Below are 19,160 nucleotides of genomic sequence, written 5' to 3' on the forward strand. Positions count from 1 at the left end.
CGATGACCGACCCGTATCTGATCATCTCCTCCGACTGCCACGCCGGACTTCCCACCGAGGGGTACCGGCCCTATCTGGACGCCCGCTTCCACCGGGAGTTCGACGACTTCCTCGCCGGGCGCGACCGCCGCCGCGAGGAGATGACCCGCCTCGGCGTACGCAACGAGGCCTTCGCCGACAAGTGGTTCCACGACAACGAGGAGGGGCTGAGGGGCGGTTGGGATGCCGCGCAGCGGCTCAAGGAGCTCGACGGCGACGGGGTGGCGGCCGAGGTCGTCTTCCCGGACGCGGACGCCGTCGACAGCCGCACCGCCGCCCCGTTCGGCGTCGGCCTCGGTCTCTCCGGCGACCAGGACCCGGAGCTCGGCATGGCCGGCGCACAGGCCCACAACCGTTGGCTCGCCGACTTCGTCTCGCAGAACCCCGAACGGCACTGCGGAGTCGCCCTGTTGCCCGTAACGGGCGAGGTCGACCGTGTCGTCGCCGAGATCCACCGGGCCAAGGAGTCCGGTCTCGGGGCGCTGATGATCCCCTCCATGTGGGTGGACAAGGCCCCGTACCACGACCGCCGTTACGACCCCGTGTGGGCGGCCGCCGCCGAGACGGGGATGCCGGTCGTCACGCACTCCGGCGCCGCCCCGCGCCACGAGTACGGCGACCATCTGGGGATCTACGTCTCCGAGGTCACCTGGTGGCCGTCCCGCCCGCTCTGGTTCCTGCTCTGGTCGGGCGCCTTCGAACGCCACCCGGGGCTGAGGTTCGGCGTCGCCGAGTCCGGCTGCTGGTGGCTGCCGAACCTGCTCTGGTTCATGGACCGGCTCTACCTGGGCGCCCACGGCGGAAAGAAACTCTCGCCGTTCGCCGAGCTGACGCGGCCCCCGCACGAGTACCTGGACCGCCAGGTCTTCATCTGCGCCACCAACACCAAGCGCCGCGAGCTCGCCCAGCGGTACGAGATCGGCGTCGACAACATCCTGTGGGGCAGCGACTTCCCGCACCCCGAAGGCACCTGGCCGAACACCGCGGGCTGGCTGCGCACCACCTTCCACGACATCCCGGTGGCCGAGACCCGCCGGATGCTGGGACTCGCCGCCGCCGAGGTCTTCGGCTTCGACACGGCGAAGCTCGCGCCGATCGCCCGGCGCATCGGCCCGACCCCGCAGGAGCTGGGCCAGAGCGCCGACCAGGCGGCGGTCGAAGCGTCCTGGGCACGCTCGCGCGACGTCGGTCGGCACTGGCTGACCGACCACGACTTCCCGGTCCTGGGGGTCGGCTGATGTCCCGCGAGCGCTACACAGTCATCTCCGCCGACTGCCACGCGGGCGCCGACCTGCTCGACTACAAGCCGTACCTGGAGGCCAGGTACCACGACGATTTCGACGCCTGGGCCGCTGCGTACGTCAATCCGTACGCGGACCTCCTCGCCGACACCGCCGACCGCAACTGGAACTCCGCACGCCGTCTCGCCGAGCTGGCGGCGGACGGCATCGTCGCGGAGGTCGTCTTCCCCAACACCATCCCACCGTTCTTCCCCTCGGCCTCCCTGATGGCCCCCGCGCCCTCACCGCGGGAGTACGACCAGCGCTGGGCGGGCCTGCGCGCCCACAACCGCTGGGTTGCCGACTTCTGCGCCGAGGCACCCGGCCGGCGGGCGGGCGTCGCGCAGATCCTCCTCAACGACCCGGCGGCGGCGGTCCGCGAGATCCGCCGCACCAAGGAGGCGGGGCTCACCGGCGGCATCCTGCTGCCCGGCACCCCGCCGGGGTCCGGCATCCCGGAGCTGTACTCCCAGGTGTACGACCCGCTGTGGGCGGTCTGCGAGGAGCTGGACGTACCGGTGAACCACCACAGCGGATCGGCCTCCCCGCCGCTCGGCGACGAACCGGCGGCGCGCGCCGTCTTCATGGTGGAGACGACCTGGTTCTCCCACCGGGCGCTGTGGCACCTGATCTTCGGCGGAGCCTTCCGCCGCCACCCCGGGCTGAAACTGGTCCTCACCGAACAGGGCTCCGGCTGGATCCCGGGCGTCGTCGAGATGCTCGACTACTACCACGGCCGCCTGGTCGCTGCGGCCTCCCGGGCATCCACCGCCGAGTCCAAGTTCGGTGCGGGGCTTGCCGCTTCGATGGGAGCGAGTCCCGGCGAGGTCTGGCGCGACAACTGTTTCGTCGGCGCCAGCTTCATGCGCCCCCACGAGGTGCCGCTGCGTGACCGGATCGGCCTTGACAAGATCATGTGGGGCAGCGACTACCCGCACGACGAGGGCACCGCTCCCTATTCACGGGAGGGCCTGCGGATCGCGTACGCCGGACTCCCGCCCGACGAGATCGCGGCGATGGTCGGCGGTAACGCGGCCCGCGTGTACGGCTTCGACCTGGCCGCGCTCGACCGCATCGCTGCGACGGCCGGCCCGACGGTCGACGAGATCGCCGAGCCCTTGAAGGAGGTCCCGGCCGACGCGACCAGCCCGGCCTTCGCGCCGGGCGGGTCGGTCCGCGTCTGGTGACGGGACCCGGTGAGAGTGAGACCATCCCCGGGTGACGGATACCCAGGCGCATGACGAGTCCCACGGCAACGGCCTCGGCGCGCGGCTGAACTGGCTGCGCGCCGCGGTGCTCGGCGCCAACGACGGTGTGGTGTCCACGGCGGGCCTCGTCGTCGGCGTCGCCGGAGCCACCGGCGACCGCGGCGCCCTGCTGACGGCGGGCCTCGCCGGACTGTTGGCCGGCTCCATGTCGATGGCGGCGGGCGAATACGTGTCGGTGTCCACCCAGCGCGACTCGGAGCAGGCCGCGCTGGCGACGGAGAAACGGGAGCTGCAGGAGACCCCGGAGGCGGAACTTGCCGAGCTGACCGGCCTGTTGGAGGGCAAGGGACTGAGCCGGGAAGTCGCCCGCGAGGCCGCCCTCCAGCTCACCGAACGCGACGCGCTGCGCGCCCACGCGGAGGTGGAGCTGGGGATCGACCCGGACGACCTGACGAACCCCTGGCACGCCGCGGGCGCGAGCTTCCTGGCCTTCACGGCGGGAGCGCTGCTGCCGCTGCTGGCGATCGTGCTGCCACCGGCGCCGCTGCGGCTGGTCATCACGGTACTGGCGGTACTGGCGGCGCTGGCGCTCACCGGGTGGTGGAGCGCGCGGCTGGGCGACGCGGCGGTGGGGCGCGCGGTGCTGCGGAACATGGGCGGGGGAGCGGTGGCCATGGGGGTCACCTATGCGGCGGGGGCGTTGCTGGGAGCGGTCGGGGTCTGATCCGGCCCGTGTTGGCAGAAGTCACCAAAGGTTGCTGACATCGCGTCTCGCATACTTGTTGGTAACAACGTCTAGTCCTCGGCCGACCCTCCGCTCTACGGTGCTCGCATGGAGCCGAACCTGCCCGATGTCGTGCTGTGGTCCATACCGGCCTTCGTCCTGCTCACCGTTGTCGAAATGGTCAGCGCCCGCATCCACCCCGACGAGGACGCCGCCGGGTACGAGACCAAGGACGCCGTCACCAGCGTCACCATGGGGCTCGGCAGTCTCGTGTTCGATCTGCTGTGGAAAGTGCCCATCGTGGCCATCTACACCGCGGTCTACGAGCTGACCCCGCTCCGCGTTCCCGTCCTGTGGTGGACGATCCTGCTGATGCTGCTCGCGCAGGACTTCTTCTACTACTGGTCCCACCGCGGCCACCACGTCATCCGGATCCTCTGGGCCTGCCATGTGGTCCACCACTCCAGCCGGAAGTTCAACCTCACCACCGCGCTGCGCCAGCCCTGGACCTCGCTGACCGTCTGGCCGTTCTACGTTCCGCTCATCGCCTGCGGTGTCCACCCGGCGGCGCTGGCGTTCTGCTCGTCGGCCAATCTCGTCTACCAGTTCTGGGTGCACACCGAACGGATCGACAAACTGCCCAGGCCCTTCGAGTACGTACTGAACACGCCCTCCCACCACCGGGTGCACCATGCCTCCCAGGGCGGCTATCTCGACCGGAACTTCGGCGGCATCCTGATCCTGTGGGACCGGCTCTTCGGCTCCTTCGCCGCAGAGACGGAGCGACCCGTCTACGGACTCACCAAGAACATCGCCACCCACAACCCGCTGCGCGTCGCGACGCACGAGTACGCCGCGATCGCCCGGGACGTGCGGGCGGCGGACAGCTGGGGCGAGCGGGCCGGCCGGATCTTCCGCGGGCCGGGCTGGCAGCCGGCGTCGACGGCCGCCTCGGCCACCGCCTCCGCCTCCACCGCCGTTCCCATCCCGGAGAGCACCGGATGAGCGCCGGAGCCGTCACGGACGCCCGGGCACGGTTCGTACGCCCCCTGCTCATCGCGTTCCTCGTCGCCTCCGCCGTCGACCTCGTCGGCGTCCTCGCCGATGTGCGTCTCGCCCACCTCGTCGCCAAGCCGCTGCTGATGCCGCTGCTCGCCGGGTACGCCGCCGCCCGCCGCGGACCCCGGCTGCTCGTCGCCGCGCTGCTCTTCGGCTGGGGCGGCGACACATTCCTGCTGCCCGGCGCCGATGCCGCCTTCCTCATCGGCATGGGTTCCTTCGCCGCAGGCCATGTCTGCTATCTGTGGCTCTTCGGGCGGGCCCGCAGCTCCCTGCTGCTCGGCACGGGGTACGCCACGGTCCTCGTCGGCTTCGTCGTCCTCATCTGGGGCGGACTCCCGGCGGACCTGCGGATCCCGATGGCCGGCTACAGCCTGCTGCTCACCGCGATGGCCTACCGGTCCAGCACCCGCGGTCGGTACGCCGCGCTGGGCGGGGCGCTCTTCCTGCTGTCCGACGCGCTCATCGCCACCGGCATCGCCGACTGGCCGCAGCTGCCCGCGCCGGACTTCTGGGTCATGCTCACGTACATCGTGGCGCAGTTCCTGCTGACCGTCGGGGTGCTCACACCGGGCCCGGAACGGACCGCTGTCACCCCTGGGGCGTACGGTGAGCGGATTATCAGAATCTGAGATCAGCAAGGACCCCCACGCATGCGCGCCACTGTCATCCACGCCCCCCACGACATCCGTGTCCAGGAGGTGCCGGACCCGACGATCCAGCAGCCCACCGATGTGGTGCTGCGGGTCCTGCGGGCCTGTATCTGCGGCAGCGACCTGTGGGCGTACCGCGGCGAGGCCGCCCGCCGGCCCGGCCAGCGCATCGGCCACGAGTTCATCGGGATCGTCGAGGAGGCGGGACCGGAGGTCAGCGGCTTCGCGCCCGGTGACCTCGTCGTCGCCCCCTTCGTCTGGTCCGACGGCACCTGCGAGTACTGCGCCGAGGGCCTGACGACGTCCTGCCCGCAGGGCGGCTTCTGGGGCTCGGTCGGCTCCGACGGCGGGCAGGGCGAGGCTGTGCGTGTCCCGTTCGCCGACGGCACGCTGGTCAAGCTCCCGGCTGCCGCCGCGTCCGACGACCACCTGCTCACGGCGCTCCTGGCGCTGTCCGACGTGCTCGGCACGGGGCACCACGCCGCCATCGGCGCGGGCGTGAAGCCGGGCACCACGGTCGCGGTCGTCGGTGACGGGGCGGTCGGCCTGTGCGGCGTCATGGCCGCGAAGCGGCTCGGCGCCGAGCGGATCATCGCGCTCGGCCGCCACCAGGTGCGCACGGACATCGCCCGCACCTTCGGCGCCACGGACGTCGTCGCCGAGCGCGGCGAAGCAGCCGTCGCCGCCGTACGGGAACTGACCGGCGGCGCGGGCGCCCATGCCGTGATCGAGGCCGTCGGCACCGAGCAGTCGATGCGTACGGCGGTCGGGATCACCCGCGACGGCGGCTCGATCGGCTACGTCGGCGTGCCGCACGGCAGCGGCACCGGCCTGGACCTCGGCGTCATGTTCGACCGGAACATCGCTCTGCGCGGCGGCGTCGCCCCCGTGCGCACGTACATTCCCGAACTCCTCCCCGACGTCCTGGCCGGCACGATCGACCCGTCGCCCGTCTTCGACCTCACCATCGGCCTCGACGAGGTCCCCGTCGGCTACAAGGCCATGGACGAGCGCACGGCGCTGAAGGTCCTCATCAAGCCGTAGTGGTACGCCACTTCGGCGCATCCGCGCCCAACCGGCCCGGCGGACGCGACCAGTCCGCCGGGCCGCCCGCGAAGGAGACCGGCGGCAGGGCGTACCGCAGCCGGCCCAGCGCGCTGTCCGTGGAGCCGAGATACCTCTCGGGGTCGTACGTCTGCGAGAGGCCGTACGCCTCCGAGGGGCCGTACGAGCCCTGGGTGCGGGTGAGCCCGCCGCAGAGCCAGTGCGCCGTCTGCCCGAGCGCCAGCCGCAGCAGCCGCGAATCGCCGTCGTCGTGCTGCTCGGTCAGCGCACGCAGCACGCCCGCCGCCAGCAGATAGCCGGTGCCGTGGTCGAGGGCCTGCGCGGGCAGTGCGCCCGGCGTCGCGGCGTCCTGCTCCACGGCCGCGATCCCGGTGGCCACCTGCACCAGACTGTCGAAGCCGCGCCGTTCGTGCCACGGTCCGTACCGCCCCCACGCGGACACCTGAGCAAGGACCAGGCCGGGGCGGCGTACGGCGAGCGCCTCCGGCGTCAGGCCGTACGTCTCCAGCGCGCCCGGCCGGTATCCGGTGACCAGCACATCGGCGTCGGCGAGCAGCTCTTCGAACGTCGCCCGGTCCGCCCGGTCGTCCAGATCCAGGGAGACCGACCGTTTGCCGAACCCCGTGTCGTTGTGGGCGTCCTGGCTCTCAGGCAGCTGCGGCGCATCGATCCGCAGGACGTCCGCGCCCAGCAGCGCCAGCGTGCGGGTGGCCACCGGACCGGCCAGGACGCGGGTGAGATCGAGAACCCGGAGTCCGGCGGCGGGCAGCAGCGGCGAACCCGACACGGCGGGAAGGCGGCGTGCACCCACCTGCCCCGGCCCCTCGGTCCGGTCGAGCGTCAGCAGGGGGCGTGTGGCGATCGCAGCGCCCTGCTCGTGCGCCGCCCACTCCTCGGGGGTACGCAGCGCGACGGCCAGACCGCCCGCGGCGTACACCGTCTCCTCGATCTCCACCGCCCGCCGCTCGGCGAGCACCGCGGCCACCGCGTCCACATCGGCATCGGCGGGCAGGCCGAGCGAGGCGAGCAACCGGGCCCGGTGGTGCGGGTAGTTGGCGTGGGTGCGGACCCAGCCGTCGGCCGTCGGCCAGAACCGGGACAGCGGGGCGAAATTGGTCGGCGCGCGCCCGTCGACCCGCAGATGGCGCTCGCTGAGGAACGCGGTGGCCACCGCACCGTCGTCGACCCGGACCCGCTCCACCTGCCCGGCGGCGCTGCCTGCACGGCGCGCGGCCAGTTCGGCGGCGGCCAGCGCGCAGACCGCGACGGTGGAACGGGCCAGCTCCATGACGGGTAGCCGCGCGGGCAGCAGCCCGGCCGGTCCGCCGCTGTCGATACGGTCCAGAAGTGCCGGATCGCCGCTGAGGGCGGCCCATGCCTGCTCCGTCCCGGAGCTCCGTGTGTCGATCACATCTGCCATGACCGCACTATGGCACCCAGTGCCACCGCAACGCGAGGGAAGGGCCGAGGACAGTTGTCCCCGGCCCTTCCCCCGATACGTTTGGTGACTACCTGCGGACCGCGTCCAGCGCGTCCACCACACCGGCACCGTAGAAGCCGTTGTGGTTCCTGGGGCCCTCGCAGACGGCGTCGATCTTGCCGTCGCCGTTGATGTCGTACGGGTCGCCGCACGCGGTGGCATCCGCCTCGTGCACCAGCAGCGCCTTCACCGCGGCCGCCGAGGCGTGCGGGTGCGACGACTTGATCAGGGCCACCACACCCGCGACATGCGGGGAGGCCATCGACGTACCGGCCTTGTATCCGTACTTGCCGCCGGGCAGCGTCGACAGGATCAGACCGTTCGTGGCCGGCGGTGCGGGTGTCTGGTAGATCGTCGAGTCGCCGCCCGGGGCGGCCACATCGATGATCCCGTCACCGTAGTTGGAGTAGGAGGCCTTCAGGCCCTTGGCGCCGGTCGCGGAGACCGTGACGACACCCGGCAGCATCGTCGGGATGTCGAGGCACTCCCGCGGGTCGATCGTCCGCGTCACCGGCGTGGTGTCGTTCGGGCTGGTCGAGTCCTCCAGCGTGTCGGCGGCCAGATCCTCGCTGCTGTTGCCGGCCGCGGCGACGTTGACCGTGCCCTTGTGCTCCGCGTACCGGCTGGCGCGGGTGACCGCCTCCACCAGGGCGCCCTGGTCGGGGTCGTTCTTGCAGTTGTACAGCCAAGGGTCGGTGTAATAGCTGTTGTTCGTGACATCGACGCCGTGCTCGGCGGCCCAGACGAAGCCGCAGACGACGGCCTCGGTGTAGAAGAACCCGCTCGAGGTCGCCACCTTGATGCCCGCCACCTTGACGCCCGGCGCGACACCGGTCACGCCGATGCCGTTCTTCGCGGCGGCGATGGTGCCCGCGACATGCGTGCCGTGGTCGCTCTCACCGGTCTGCGGACGCCAGGAGCCGTCCGTCGTGTCCGGCGCGCCGCTCACACAGTTCGCCGATGCCCCGCGGTCGAAGTTCGGAGCGAGGTCCGGGTGCGTGTCGTCGACACCCGTGTCGATGACCGCGACCGTGACCTTCTTGCTCCCCAGCGACACCCGGTGCGCCTGGTCCGCCTTGATGGCGGGCAGATCCCACTGGAGCGGCTCCATCGGATCCTGGTCCGCGGTCGCCTCCGCGGCCGCGGCCCGCGCCTGCTCGGCGGAGAGCGACTCCTCGACCCCGATGTCCTTGGTGGCCTGCGGAACGATGGGGTTGGTGCGGGTGGCCCCCGCCGAGTCGACCCCCCTGACCCGGCGGATCGACTGCGCGAACTCCGGGTTCTGCGAGTGGACGACGATGACACCGATCTGCTCGTAGGCGATCACCACCGTGCCACCGGCCCGGGCTATCGCCTTCTTCACCTGCTTGACGGTGCCGTGACCGCCACGGGTGTTGACGACGTACGACAGCTTCGGGCCGTCCGTCGAGACCGCCGCCGTGGGCAGTCCGTCCGGCGGGGCGGCGGATGCGGCACTCGTCGGCAGGAAGCCGAGCGAGGCCGTGAGGGCCAGTCCGACAGGCAGCGCCATTGCGCGCGTCCGTCTGGATCCCAGATGAGCCATGGGGTCTCCACATCATCCGTGCCAGTCGGCCGGACACGGGGTGTGTTCGGCCGTGTACATGAAGAGCGAAGCTATCGCTGATCATCCCGGCTCATCAATGAGTTGACGGAACTCCGTTCGAGGGTGAGTCCGAACGGATGAGTTCAAGAATAGGCAAACCGCGGTGAACCGCTTCGCCGTTCTCTCCGTGCCGTTGTCAGGGGAGGCGCACCACCAGCCCCCTGACATCGAGGTCTTCCTGTGAAATCCACCGTCCCCACCACCGCACCCGCATCGCGAGGAGATTCCGTGGCTACCGATGCATCGCCGCCCAAGGCCAGTCCTGACACCGGCCCTGCCCAGCCCACGACCGAGGATTTCGTCCAGGTCCAGGAGAGCGCGGAGTTCGCCGAACTGCGCCGCGCGCACCGGTCGTTCGCCTTCCCCCTGACCATCGCCTTCGTCCTCTGGTACCTGCTCTACGTGCTGCTGTCGAACTATGCGGGCGGCTTCATGGGCACCAAGTTGTTCGGCAACGTCAACGTGGCGCTCGTCTTCGGCCTCGCCCAGTTCCTCACCACGTTCCTCATCGCCTGGCTCTACTCCCGCCACGCCGCCACGAAGCTCGACCCGAAGGCCGCCGCGATCAAGTCCCGTATGGAGGCCGACGCATGAGCGCCGCCCACGCCGCGTACCCCACCGTCCAGCTCGCCGCCGAAGGGGCGAGCGAGCACCGGCCGCTGATCATCACGCTCTTCGCCTGCTTCGTCGTCGCCACCCTGTTCATCACCGTGTGGGCAGGCCGGCAGACCAAGGACGCCTCCGACTTCTACGCGGGCGGCCGCCAGTTCACGGGCTTCCAGAACGGCCTCGCGGTCTCCGGCGACTACATGTCCGCCGCGTCGTTCCTCGGCATCGCGGGCGCCATCGCGCTCTTCGGCTACGACGGCTTCCTGTACTCCATCGGCTTCCTCGTCGCCTGGCTCGTCGCCCTGCTGCTGGTTGCGGAACCGCTGCGGAACTCGGGCCGCTACACGATGGGCGACGTCCTCGCGTACCGCATGCGCCAGCGCCCCGTCCGTACCGCGGCGGGCGCCTCCACCATCGTCGTCTCGATCTTCTACCTGCTCGCGCAGATGGCGGGCGCCGGTGTGCTCGTCTCGCTGCTGCTCGGCATCACCAGCGACGGCGGCAAGATCGCCATCGTCGCCCTGGTCGGTCTGCTGATGATCGTGTACGTCACCATCGGCGGCATGAAGGGCACCACCTGGGTGCAGATGGTCAAGGCCGTCCTGCTCATCGCCGGCACCGTGCTCATCACCTTCCTGATCCTGCTGAAGTTCCACTTCAACATCTCCGACCTGCTCGGCAGCGCGGCGGAGAACAGCGGCAAGGGCAAGGCGTTCCTGGAGCCCGGCCTCAAGTACGGCGCCACCAGCACCTCGAAGCTGGACTTCATCTCGCTCGGTATCGCCCTGGTCCTCGGCACCGCCGGGCTCCCGCACATCCTGATCCGCTTCTACACCGTGCCGACCGCCAAGGCCGCCCGTAAGTCGGTGAACTGGGCGATCGGCATCATCGGCGCCTTCTACCTGATGACGATCGTGCTCGGCTTCGGCGCCGCGGCGATCCTCAAGCCCGACGACATCATCGCCTCGAACAAGGCGGGCAACACGGCGGCCCCACTGGCCGCCCTGGAGATCGGCGGCGGCTCCGGCTCCACCGGCGGTGCCATCCTGCTCGCCGTCATCTCCGCGGTCGCCTTCGCCACGATCCTCGCCGTCGTCGCCGGCCTGACCCTGGCGTCCTCGTCGTCGTTCGCGCACGACATCTACGCCAACGTCATCCGCAAGGGCAGGGCCACCGAGAAGGAAGAGATCCGCGCGGCGAAGTGGGCAACCGTCGCCATCGGCATCGTCTCCATCGGTCTCGGCGCCCTCGCCCGCGATCTGAACGTGGCCGGGCTGGTCGCCCTCGCCTTCGCGGTCGCCGCCTCGGCGAACCTGCCGACCATTCTGTACAGCCTGTTCTGGAAGCGGTTCACCACCCAGGGCGCCCTCTGGTCGATCTACGGCGGCCTGGCCTCGTCCGTCCTGCTGGTGCTGTTCTCCCCGGTCGTCTCCTCCAAGCCCACGTCGATGTTCCCCGACGTCGACTTCGCGTGGTTCCCGCTGGAGAACCCGGGCCTGATCTCCATTCCGCTGGGCTTCCTGCTCGGCTGGCTCGGCTCCCTGCTCTCGAAGGAGGAGCCGGACAAGGGCAAGTACGCGGAGCTGGAGGTCAAGTCCCTCACCGGCGTCGGCGCCCACTGACGAGAAGGGACCGACCGAGGAGTTCGCGTCACGCACCGCGCGGATCCCGTGGCCGCGTCGTAGAGTCCTACGACGCGGCCACGCCGCCCCTCGTGTCAAACGGGCCACCTCTCTGTCACAGGTGTCGCGTAGTCTCGGGAGAGTCAAGATTCGCAACCGGGATGTACCGGGGGAGGGGGCCCACCATGCTCATCGACACCTACGATCGGGTCGCCACCGACCTGCGCGTTTCACTGACCGACCGCTGCAATCTGCGGTGCACGTACTGCATGCCCGAAGAAGGCCTGCAGTGGCTGGCCAAGCCGGACCTGCTCAGCGACGACGAGATCGTCCGGCTCGTCCGTATCGCCGTGACCCAGCTCGGAATCAACGAAGTCCGCTTCACCGGCGGTGAGCCGCTGCTGCGCCCGGGCCTCGTCTCCATCGTCGAACAGTGCGCGGCACTGACCCCCCGGCCGAAGATGTCGCTCACCACCAACGGCATCGGGCTGAAGCGCACGGCGGCCGCCCTCGAGGCCGCCGGCCTCGACCGGGTCAACGTCTCGCTGGACACCCTGCGCCCCGACGTCTTCAAGACCCTCACCCGCCGCGACCGCCACCACGACGTGCTGGCAGGCCTCGAAGCCGCCCGCGACGCCGGCCTCACCCCGGTCAAGGTCAACACCGTCCTGATGCCCGGGCTCAACGACGACGAAGCCCCTGACCTGCTCACCTGGGCCGTGGAACACGGTTACGAGCTCCGCTTCATCGAGCAGATGCCGCTCGACGCCCAGCACGGCTGGAAGCGCGACGGCATGATCACGGCAGGCGACATACTCACCTCCCTGCGCACCCGCTTCACACTCACCGCCGAGGGCGACGGCGAGCGCGGCTCAGCCCCCGCCGAGCGCTGGCTCGTGGACGGCGGACCCCACCGGGTCGGTGTCATCGCCTCCGTCACCCGCCCGTTCTGCCGGGCCTGCGACCGCACCAGGCTCACCGCCGACGGCCAGGTGCGGACCTGCCTGTTCGCCCGCGAGGAGACCGATCTGCGCGGCGCGCTGCGCTCCGGGGCCCCGGACGAGGAGATCGCCCGGATCTGGCGGCTCGCGATGTGGGGAAAGAAGGCCGGATCCGGTCTGGACGACCCGTCCTTCCTGCAGCCCGACCGCCCGATGTCGGCGATCGGCGGCTAGGGCGACGGGCGTCAGTCGCCGGCGGCCGAGGACTCCCACTCCGCCAGCGTCACGACATCCTTCAGAAAACCGCGCACCCCCAGGAACGAGGAGAGATGTTCCCGGTGCTCGTCGCAGGCCAGCCAGGTCTTACGGCGCTCCGGGGTGTGCAGCTTCGGGTTGTTCCAGGCCAGCACCCATACGGCGGCCGCACGGCAGCCCTTGGCGGAACAGATCGGCGCGGCGGAAGCAGCGCTCGAGGAAGCATTTTCGGGGGAGTCCGGGAAGTTCACGGACTCAACCCTAGGCCAGCCGCGAGGTCGGTCCACTGACGCATCCCCTGCCGGAGAAAAGCGACGCCGAGCAGCCACGGGGGGAGCTGCCCGGCGTCGGTCTGTCGCTCCGACGGGGGATGCGGAGCGCGTAGGAAGTATGTCACGCGGACCGGGGTGCGGTGCACCTGAACTTCATGATTGATCTGAGCTTTTCTTGAGGATTCGGCGTGCCGTGAGCTCAGCTGTGCTCATGCGGATCCGGGGTGCTACGGGCCCGGTCGGAGTCCGCCGGACCGGCCGGCGGGGCGGCCTCGAGCGCCGGCCTGGCGGGTGGCGGCACGAAGGTCGAGGGCAGCGAAGGAGTGTTCTCCCGGCCCGCGTTGGCGATGACCACGGCGACGTACGGGAGCAGCGCACCCAGCGCGAGCGCCACGATGGCCACAGGCTTCTCGATGTTCCACAGCACCGCGGCCAGGATCACCGAAACCGTCCGTACGGACATCGAGATCACATAGCGTCGCTGCCTGCCGCGGACATCGTCCGCGAGGCTCTGCCGGGCTCCCGTGATCCGGAAGACCTCCGCACCACTCTGCTTCCGCATCACGTTCCCGTCACCCTTCCCCTGGCTCTTCACGAGCCGTTCCACGGTACGCCCGGCACCCGGAGGCATCGAGACCGGGGCGCGCAGTATTCGTGCACATCAGCGCACTCATGGCACGTATGGACCTGTCCGACATGCGTCGTACGGCCCGTACGCCAAGACTTGCGCACATGCGCGACACCGCGCCGCATCAGGAGGCGACATGAGTTGGCTGTGGGCAATCATCGTGGGTCTGGTCCTCGGCCTGATCGCGAAGGCGATCCTGCCGGGCAAGCAGCAGATCCCACTCTGGCTGACAACCATTTTCGGCATCATCGGCAGCGTCATCGGCAATGCCGTCGCGACGTGGATCGGCGTCAACGACACCAGGGGCATCGACTGGACGCGCCATCTGCTCCAGCTGATCGGCGCCGTGGTCATCGTCGGCCTCGGCGACATGCTCTGGACATCGATGCGCGGTACCAGAAAGCAGAAGGCCTGAGCGCAGACGCGGCCGCAGGACGTCCGACGTGGCGGCGGCCGGGCACGCATGTCGCGTGCCCGGCCGCCGTGTGCTGCCCGCTGCCGGTCAGCCGGCCGTGACCTCGATGGCCGCGAGGTTCTTCTTGCCCCGGCGCAGCACCAGCCAGCGCCCGTGCAGCAGCTCCTCGCGGGCCGGTGCGGCCTCGCCGTCCACGACCTTGACGTTGTTCACGTAGGCGCCGCCCTCCTTGACCGTACGACGGGCCCCCGACTTGCTCGGCGCCAGACCGACCTCCACCAGGAGGTCCACCAGCGGGCCCAGCTCGGTGACCTCGGCGTGCGGCACCTCGGAGAGCGCCGCGCTCAGCGTGGCCTCGTCCAGTTCGCCCAGCTCGCCCTGGCCGAACAGCGCCTTCGAGGCCGCGATGACCGACGCGCACTGCTCGGCGCCGTGCACCAGCGTCGTCAGCTCCTCCGCCAGCGCCCGCTGCGCCGTCCGGGCCTGCGGACGCTCCTCGGTGAGCTTCTCCAGCTCCTCCAGCTCGGCGCGGCTCCTGAAGCTGAGGATGCGCATGTACGGGGAGATGTCCCGGTCGTCCACGTTCAGCCAGAACTGGTAGAACGCGTACGGCGTCGTCATCTCCGGGTCGAGCCAGACGGCACCGCTCTCGGACTTGCCGAACTTGGTGCCGTCCGCCTTCACCATCAGCGGCGTGGCCAGTGCGTGCACCTCGGCGCCCGGCTCCAGGCGGTGGATCAGGTCGATGCCCGCGGTGAGGTTGCCCCACTGGTCGCTGCCGCCCTGCTGGAGGGTGCAGCCGTAGCGCCGGTACAGCTCCAGGAAGTCCATGCCCTGCAGCAGCTGGTAGCTGAACTCCGTGTAGCTGATGCCCTCCTGGGACTCCAGCCGGCGGGCGACCGAGTCCTTGGTCAGCATCTTGTTGACCCGGAAGTGCTTGCCGATGTCGCGCAGGAACTCGATCGCGGACATGCCCGCGGTCCAGTCCAGGTTGTTCACCATGACCGCGGCGTTCGCGCCCTCGAAGGAGAGGTACGGCTCGATCTGGGAACGCAGCCGCGTCACCCAGTTCGCGACCGTCTCCGGGTCGTTCAGTGTCCGCTCGGCCGTCGGCCGCGGGTCACCGATCTGGCCGGTGGCCCCACCGACCAGGGCGAGCGGCCGGTGCCCGGCCTGCTGCAGCCGGCGCACGGTGAGCACCTGCACCAGGTGGCCCACGTGCAGACTCGCCGCGGTCGGGTCGAAACCGCAATAGAACGTGACGGGACCGTCCGCGAGAGCCTTGCGCAATGCGTCCTCGTCAGTGGACTGGGCGAACAGCCCGCGCCACTTCAGCTCGTCGACGATCTCCGTCACTGTCCTGTGTCTCCCTGTTACGTGTGCTGATCTGCCACGGTCAGTCTAGGGTCACACCCCGAGGCTGACCGAACTCATATTGAAGTCCGGGATCCGCAGCGCCGGCATCGCGGCCCGGGTGAACCAGTCGCCCCACTCGCGCGGCAGCGTCTTCTCGGTACGGCCCGCCTCGACGGCCCGCGACAGAAGATCGACCGGCGACTCGTTGAACCGGAAGTTGTTCACCTCGCCGACCACCTCGCCGTCCTCCACCAGATACACCCCGTCCCGGGTGAGTCCGGTCAGCAGCAGCGTCGCCGGATCGACCTCCCGGATGTACCAGAGGCAGGTCAGCAGCAGGGCCCGGCCGGTCGTCGCCGCCACCATCTCGTCCAGCGACCGCTCGCCACCGCCGTCGAGCACCAGGTTGTCGATCGCCGGAGCCACCGGCAGCCCGGTCAGTCCGGCCGTGTGCCGGGTGGTCGTCAGACGGTCCAGCCGGCCGTCCCGGATCCAGTCGGTCGACGACAGCGGCAGCCCGTTGTCGAAGACGGAAGCGCCGTCCCCGGAGGAGTGGGCGATCACGAACGGCGCGGACTCGAGCCCGGGCGCGTTCGGGTTGCTGCGCAGGGTCAGCGGCAGGTCGGACAGCCTCTCGCCGAGCCGGGTGCCACCCCCCGGCTTGGAGAAGACCGTCCGGCCCTCGGCGGCGTCCCGGGCCGTCGACGACCACAGCTGGTAGATCAGCAGATCGGCCACGGCGGTGGGCGGCAGCAGCGTCTCGTACCGCCCGGCGGGCAGCTCGATACGGCGCTCCGCCCAGGCCAGCCGCTGCGCCAGCTCGGCGTCCAGCTCGGCCGGGTCGACATCCTTGAAGTCCCTGGTGGCCCGGCCCGCCCAGGCGGAACGCGACCGGTCGGGGGACTTGGCGTTCAGCTCCAGCGTCCCGTTCGGCTGGTCGTGGCGCAGCCGCAGCCCCGTCGACGTGCCCAGATACGTCGAGGTCAGCTGGTGGTGCGCGAAGCCGTACAGCTCGCGGCCGCCGGCCCGGGCGCGGGCGAAGGCGTCACCGAGCGCCGGGGCGAACTCCGCGAACACCTCGGAACTCGTCTCGGCCGGGGCATCCGTGAAATCGGGGGACGAGGGCACGCCGGTGACCAGCGGCTGCGCGTCCTCGGCGGGCCCGGCCCCGCGCGCGGCGGCCTCGGCGGCCCGCACCAGCGGTTCCAGGTCGTCGGCGGTGACCGCGGAACGGGACACCACACCGGACGCCGCGCCCTCGGCGCCGTCCACAGTTGCGATGACCGTCAGGGTCCGCCCCCGGGTCACCCCGTTCGTGGTGAGCGCGTTGCCCGCCCAGCGCAGATTGGCGGAGGAGTCCTCGTCGGCGATGACCACACAGCCGTCGGCGGTGGACAGTTCGAGCGCGCGCTCGACGATCTCGTACGGCTTGCTGACGCGGCTCATCGGCCCGCCTCCTGCGTCGTGTTGAGGATGTTCACGCCTCGGAAGAGGGCGGAGGGGCAGCCGTGCGAGACGGCCGCGACCTGGCCCGGCTGGGCCTTGCCGCAGTTGAAGGCGCCGCCCAGGACGTACGTCTGCGGGCCGCCGACCTTCTCCATCGAGCCCCAGAAGTCCGTCGTCGTCGCCTGGTATGCGACATCGCGCAGCTGACCGGCCAGCTTGCCGTTCTCGATGCGGAAGAACCGTTGCCCGGTGAACTGGAAGTTGTAGCGCTGCATGTCGATCGACCAGGACCGGTCGCCGACCACGTAGATGCCGCGCTCCACCCCGCCGATCAGATCCTCCGTGGACAGCCCGCCCGGATCCGGCTGCAGCGACACGTTCGCCATCCGCTGTACGGGGACATGGCCCGGCGAGTCGGCGTACGCACACCCGTTGGACCGGCCGAGACCGGTCAGTTTCGCGATCCTCCGGTCGAGCTGGTAGCCGACCAGCGTCCCGTCCTTGACCAGGTCCCAGGACTGGCCCTCGACACCCTCGTCGTCGTAACCGATGGTCGCCAGCCCGTGCTCGGCGGTGCGGTCGCCCGTCACATTCATCACGGGCGAGCCGTACGCCAGCTTGCCCAGCTGGTCGAAGGTGGCGAACGAGGTCCCGGCGTACGCCGCCTCGTACCCCAGCGCCCGGTCCAGTTCGGTGGCATGGCCGATCGACTCATGGATCGTCAGCCAGAGATTCGACGGATCGACGACCAGGTCGTACGTCCCCGCCTCGACGCTCGGCGCCCGCATCTTCTCGGCGAGCAGCCCCGGGATCTGCTCCAGCTCGGAGTCCCAGTCCCAGCCGGTGCCCGTGAGGTACTCCCAGCCGCGGCCCACCGGCGGCGCGATGGTCCGCATCGAGTCGAACTCACCGGTCGTCCCGTCCACGGCAACGGCGGTGAACTGCGGATGCAGCCGCACCCGCTGCTGGGTGGTGACGGTGCCCGCCGTGTCCGCGTAGAACTTGTTCTCGTGGACGGTCATGAGCGAGGCGTCCACATGCGCGACACCCTCCGCGCCGAGGAGCCGGCTGCTCCACTCGGCCAGCAACCCCGCCTTCTCCTCGCCCGGTACGGAGAACGGGTCGACGTCGTACGCCGACACCCAGGTCCGCTCGCCGTGCACCGGCTCGTCCGCCAGCTCCACCCGCTCGTCGGACCCGGCCGCCGCGATCACCTTGGCCGACAGCTTCGCCATGGCGACCGCCTGGGACGCGACCTTCGCCGCCGCGTCCATGGTCAGATCCACGCCGGACGCGAACCCCCACGCCCCGCCGTGCACCACACGCACCGCGTACCCGACATCGGTGGTGTCCGATGTCCCGGCGGGCCGGGCGTCCCGCAGCCGCCAGGACGCACTGCGCACCCGCTCGAAGCGGAAGTCCGCATGGACGGCGCCCAGCGCCCGGGCCCGGGCGAGCGCCGCGTCGGCGAGGGCCCGTAGTGGCAGGGCCAGGAATGACTGATCTACCTCATGGGGCACGTCGGCTTTCCCCTTCTCGACCTGTGCGATGTGTCTCCGCAGTGAATCATGCGGTGCGAGCCCGGCAGGGGCCTCTGGTTTTCCCGTATTTTTCCGAAGCGGATACGGCGGCGCGGGGCGAGGCACTGTAGGAACCCGACAGTGCCTCGCGGAAGCCACTGTCAGGGGCCGATTCCCCGCGGAGCACCTGGTACCGATAGGTTTTCGAGGTACCAGACCGCTATCGAAAGGGTGATCCGTTGAGCCGCTCGGTTCTCGTCACCGGAGGAAACCGGGGCATCGGCCTCGCCATCGCCCGCGCTTTCGCCGACAACGGCGACAAGGTCGCGATCACGTACCGCTCGGGCGAGCCGCCCCAGGCCCTCACCGAGGCCGGCGTTCTGGCCGTCCGGTGCGACATCACCGACAGCGAGCAGGTGGAGCAGGCCTACAAGGAGATCGAGGAGAAGCACGGTCCGGTCGAGGTGCTGGTCGCCAACGCCGGTATCACCAAGGACCAGTTGCTGATGCGGATGTCCGAGGAGGACTTCACGTCCGTACTCGACACCAACCTCACCGGAACCTTCCGGGTCGTCAAGCGCGCCAACCGCGCCATGCTGCGAGCCAAGAAGGGCCGCGTCGTCCTCATCTCCTCCGTCGTCGGTCTCCTCGGCTCGGCGGGGCAGGCCAACTACGCCGCCTCCAAGGCCGGTCTGGTCGGCTTCGCCCGGTCCCTGGCGCGCGAGCTCGGCTCGCGGAACATCACTTTCAACGTCGTCGCGCCCGGCTTTGTCGACACCGACATGACCCAGGCGCTCACCGAGGAGCAGCGCAAGGGCATCGTCGCCCAGGTGCCGCTGGCCCGTTACGCGCGGCCCGAGGAGATCGCCGCCGCGGTGCGCTTCCTCGCCTCCGACGACGCGTCGTACATCACTGGAGCCGTCATCCCCGTTGACGGCGGATTGGGCATGGGTCACTGACCACC

General features: G+C 70.3%; 18 protein-coding genes. 11 read left to right on the forward strand and 7 right to left on the reverse strand.

Annotation, left to right across the window (positions count from 1 at the left end; translation table 11 throughout):
• The first annotated feature begins 2 nt into the window (after window positions 1–2).
• The 6 genes from ACIA8E_RS23515 to ACIA8E_RS23540 all read left to right on the forward strand — a co-directional run bounded on the left by ACIA8E_RS23515 (window position 3) and on the right by ACIA8E_RS23540 (window position 6,007).
• Entirely contained in the window at window positions 3–1,277 is a 1,275-nt protein-coding gene (locus ACIA8E_RS23515) for an amidohydrolase family protein (protein ID WP_399301273.1), read from the forward strand.
• Window positions 1,277–2,506, forward strand: coding sequence for an amidohydrolase family protein (locus tag ACIA8E_RS23520; protein ID WP_399301274.1), 1,230 nt, complete (start codon window positions 1,277–1,279; stop codon window positions 2,504–2,506). Before ACIA8E_RS23515 ends, ACIA8E_RS23520 begins: the two co-directional genes overlap by 1 nt.
• Before the next feature lie 31 nt (window positions 2,507–2,537).
• Window positions 2,538–3,251: a VIT family protein gene (locus ACIA8E_RS23525; protein ID WP_399301275.1), complete on the forward strand. Its 714-nt coding sequence runs from the start codon at window positions 2,538–2,540 to the stop codon at window positions 3,249–3,251.
• Between the two features lie 108 nt (window positions 3,252–3,359).
• The gene (locus ACIA8E_RS23530; protein WP_399301276.1) at window positions 3,360–4,256 is read left to right on the forward strand and encodes a sterol desaturase family protein; all 897 of its coding nucleotides are present in this window, start codon (window positions 3,360–3,362) and stop codon (window positions 4,254–4,256) included.
• Window positions 4,253–4,942 carry a lysoplasmalogenase gene (locus tag ACIA8E_RS23535; RefSeq protein WP_399301277.1) on the forward strand — a complete coding sequence of 230 codons (690 nt, stop codon included), beginning with the start codon at window positions 4,253–4,255 and terminating at the stop codon, window positions 4,940–4,942. Before ACIA8E_RS23530 ends, ACIA8E_RS23535 begins: the two co-directional genes overlap by 4 nt.
• A 21-nt stretch (window positions 4,943–4,963) precedes the next feature.
• Window positions 4,964–6,007, forward strand: coding sequence for a zinc-dependent alcohol dehydrogenase family protein (locus ACIA8E_RS23540; RefSeq protein WP_399301278.1), 1,044 nt, complete (start codon window positions 4,964–4,966; stop codon window positions 6,005–6,007).
• Here the strand turns inward: ACIA8E_RS23540 and ACIA8E_RS23545 are convergent.
• Entirely contained in the window at window positions 5,997–7,448 is a 1,452-nt protein-coding gene (locus tag ACIA8E_RS23545) for a CoA transferase (protein WP_399301279.1), read from the reverse strand. The two genes, ACIA8E_RS23540 and ACIA8E_RS23545, sit on opposite strands and share 11 nt — an antisense overlap.
• An 88-nt stretch (window positions 7,449–7,536) precedes the next feature.
• Entirely contained in the window at window positions 7,537–9,072 is a 1,536-nt protein-coding gene (locus ACIA8E_RS23550; protein ID WP_399301280.1) for a S8 family peptidase, read from the reverse strand.
• A gap of 288 nt (window positions 9,073–9,360) precedes the next feature.
• On the opposite strand from ACIA8E_RS23550, the gene ACIA8E_RS23555 reads away from it, so the two are divergent.
• The 3 genes from ACIA8E_RS23555 to moaA all read left to right on the forward strand — a co-directional run bounded on the left by ACIA8E_RS23555 (window position 9,361) and on the right by moaA (window position 12,538).
• Complete coding sequence (locus ACIA8E_RS23555; protein WP_399301281.1) at window positions 9,361–9,726, forward strand: DUF485 domain-containing protein; 366 nt, start codon at window positions 9,361–9,363, stop codon at window positions 9,724–9,726.
• Window positions 9,723–11,363: a cation acetate symporter gene (locus ACIA8E_RS23560; protein WP_399301282.1), complete on the forward strand. Its 1,641-nt coding sequence runs from the start codon at window positions 9,723–9,725 to the stop codon at window positions 11,361–11,363. The genes ACIA8E_RS23555 and ACIA8E_RS23560 overlap by 4 nt, the downstream gene beginning before the upstream one ends.
• 185 nt (window positions 11,364–11,548) lie before the next feature.
• Complete coding sequence (gene moaA, locus ACIA8E_RS23565; RefSeq protein ID WP_399301283.1) at window positions 11,549–12,538, forward strand: GTP 3',8-cyclase MoaA; 990 nt, start codon at window positions 11,549–11,551, stop codon at window positions 12,536–12,538.
• An 11-nt stretch (window positions 12,539–12,549) separates the two neighbouring features.
• On the opposite strand, the gene ACIA8E_RS23570 is transcribed toward moaA, so the two are convergent.
• Both ACIA8E_RS23570 and ACIA8E_RS23575 read right to left on the reverse strand, forming a co-directional pair.
• Window positions 12,550–12,810: a hypothetical protein gene (locus ACIA8E_RS23570; RefSeq protein WP_399301284.1), complete on the reverse strand. Its 261-nt coding sequence runs from the start codon at window positions 12,808–12,810 to the stop codon at window positions 12,550–12,552.
• Window positions 12,811–13,030: 220 nt separating this feature from the next.
• Window positions 13,031–13,393, reverse strand: a complete 363-nt coding sequence (locus ACIA8E_RS23575; RefSeq protein WP_399301316.1) for a DUF3099 domain-containing protein — start codon at window positions 13,391–13,393, stop codon at window positions 13,031–13,033.
• A gap of 202 nt (window positions 13,394–13,595) precedes the next feature.
• Here ACIA8E_RS23575 and ACIA8E_RS23580 point away from each other — a divergent pair, with 202 nt between their 5' ends.
• Window positions 13,596–13,874, forward strand: coding sequence for a GlsB/YeaQ/YmgE family stress response membrane protein (locus ACIA8E_RS23580; protein ID WP_399301285.1), 279 nt, complete (start codon window positions 13,596–13,598; stop codon window positions 13,872–13,874).
• 87 nt (window positions 13,875–13,961) lie between these two features.
• On the opposite strand, the gene tyrS is transcribed toward ACIA8E_RS23580, so the two are convergent.
• Genes tyrS through ACIA8E_RS23595 form a run of 3 tightly spaced genes read right to left on the reverse strand, consistent with a single transcriptional unit; the run spans window position 13,962 to window position 18,196 of the window.
• Entirely contained in the window at window positions 13,962–15,230 is a 1,269-nt protein-coding gene (tyrS, locus tag ACIA8E_RS23585) for a tyrosine--tRNA ligase (RefSeq protein ID WP_399301286.1), read from the reverse strand.
• Window positions 15,231–15,281: 51 nt separating this feature from the next.
• Window positions 15,282–16,676: a metallopeptidase TldD-related protein gene (locus ACIA8E_RS23590; RefSeq protein ID WP_399301287.1), complete on the reverse strand. Its 1,395-nt coding sequence runs from the start codon at window positions 16,674–16,676 to the stop codon at window positions 15,282–15,284.
• Window positions 16,673–18,196, reverse strand: a complete 1,524-nt coding sequence (locus ACIA8E_RS23595; RefSeq protein WP_399301288.1) for a TldD/PmbA family protein — start codon at window positions 18,194–18,196, stop codon at window positions 16,673–16,675. Before ACIA8E_RS23595 ends, ACIA8E_RS23590 begins: the two co-directional genes overlap by 4 nt.
• 239 nt (window positions 18,197–18,435) lie before the next feature.
• On the opposite strand from ACIA8E_RS23595, the gene fabG reads away from it, so the two are divergent.
• On the forward strand, window positions 18,436–19,155 hold the full coding sequence (gene fabG / locus ACIA8E_RS23600; protein WP_399301289.1) for a 3-oxoacyl-[acyl-carrier-protein] reductase: 720 nt from the start codon (window positions 18,436–18,438) through the stop codon (window positions 19,153–19,155).
• The last annotated feature ends 5 nt before the right edge of the window (window positions 19,156–19,160 follow it).

This window comes from Streptomyces sp. NPDC051664 (genome assembly GCF_044453545.1).
Classification (GTDB): Bacteria; Actinomycetota; Actinomycetes; order Streptomycetales; family Streptomycetaceae; genus Streptomyces.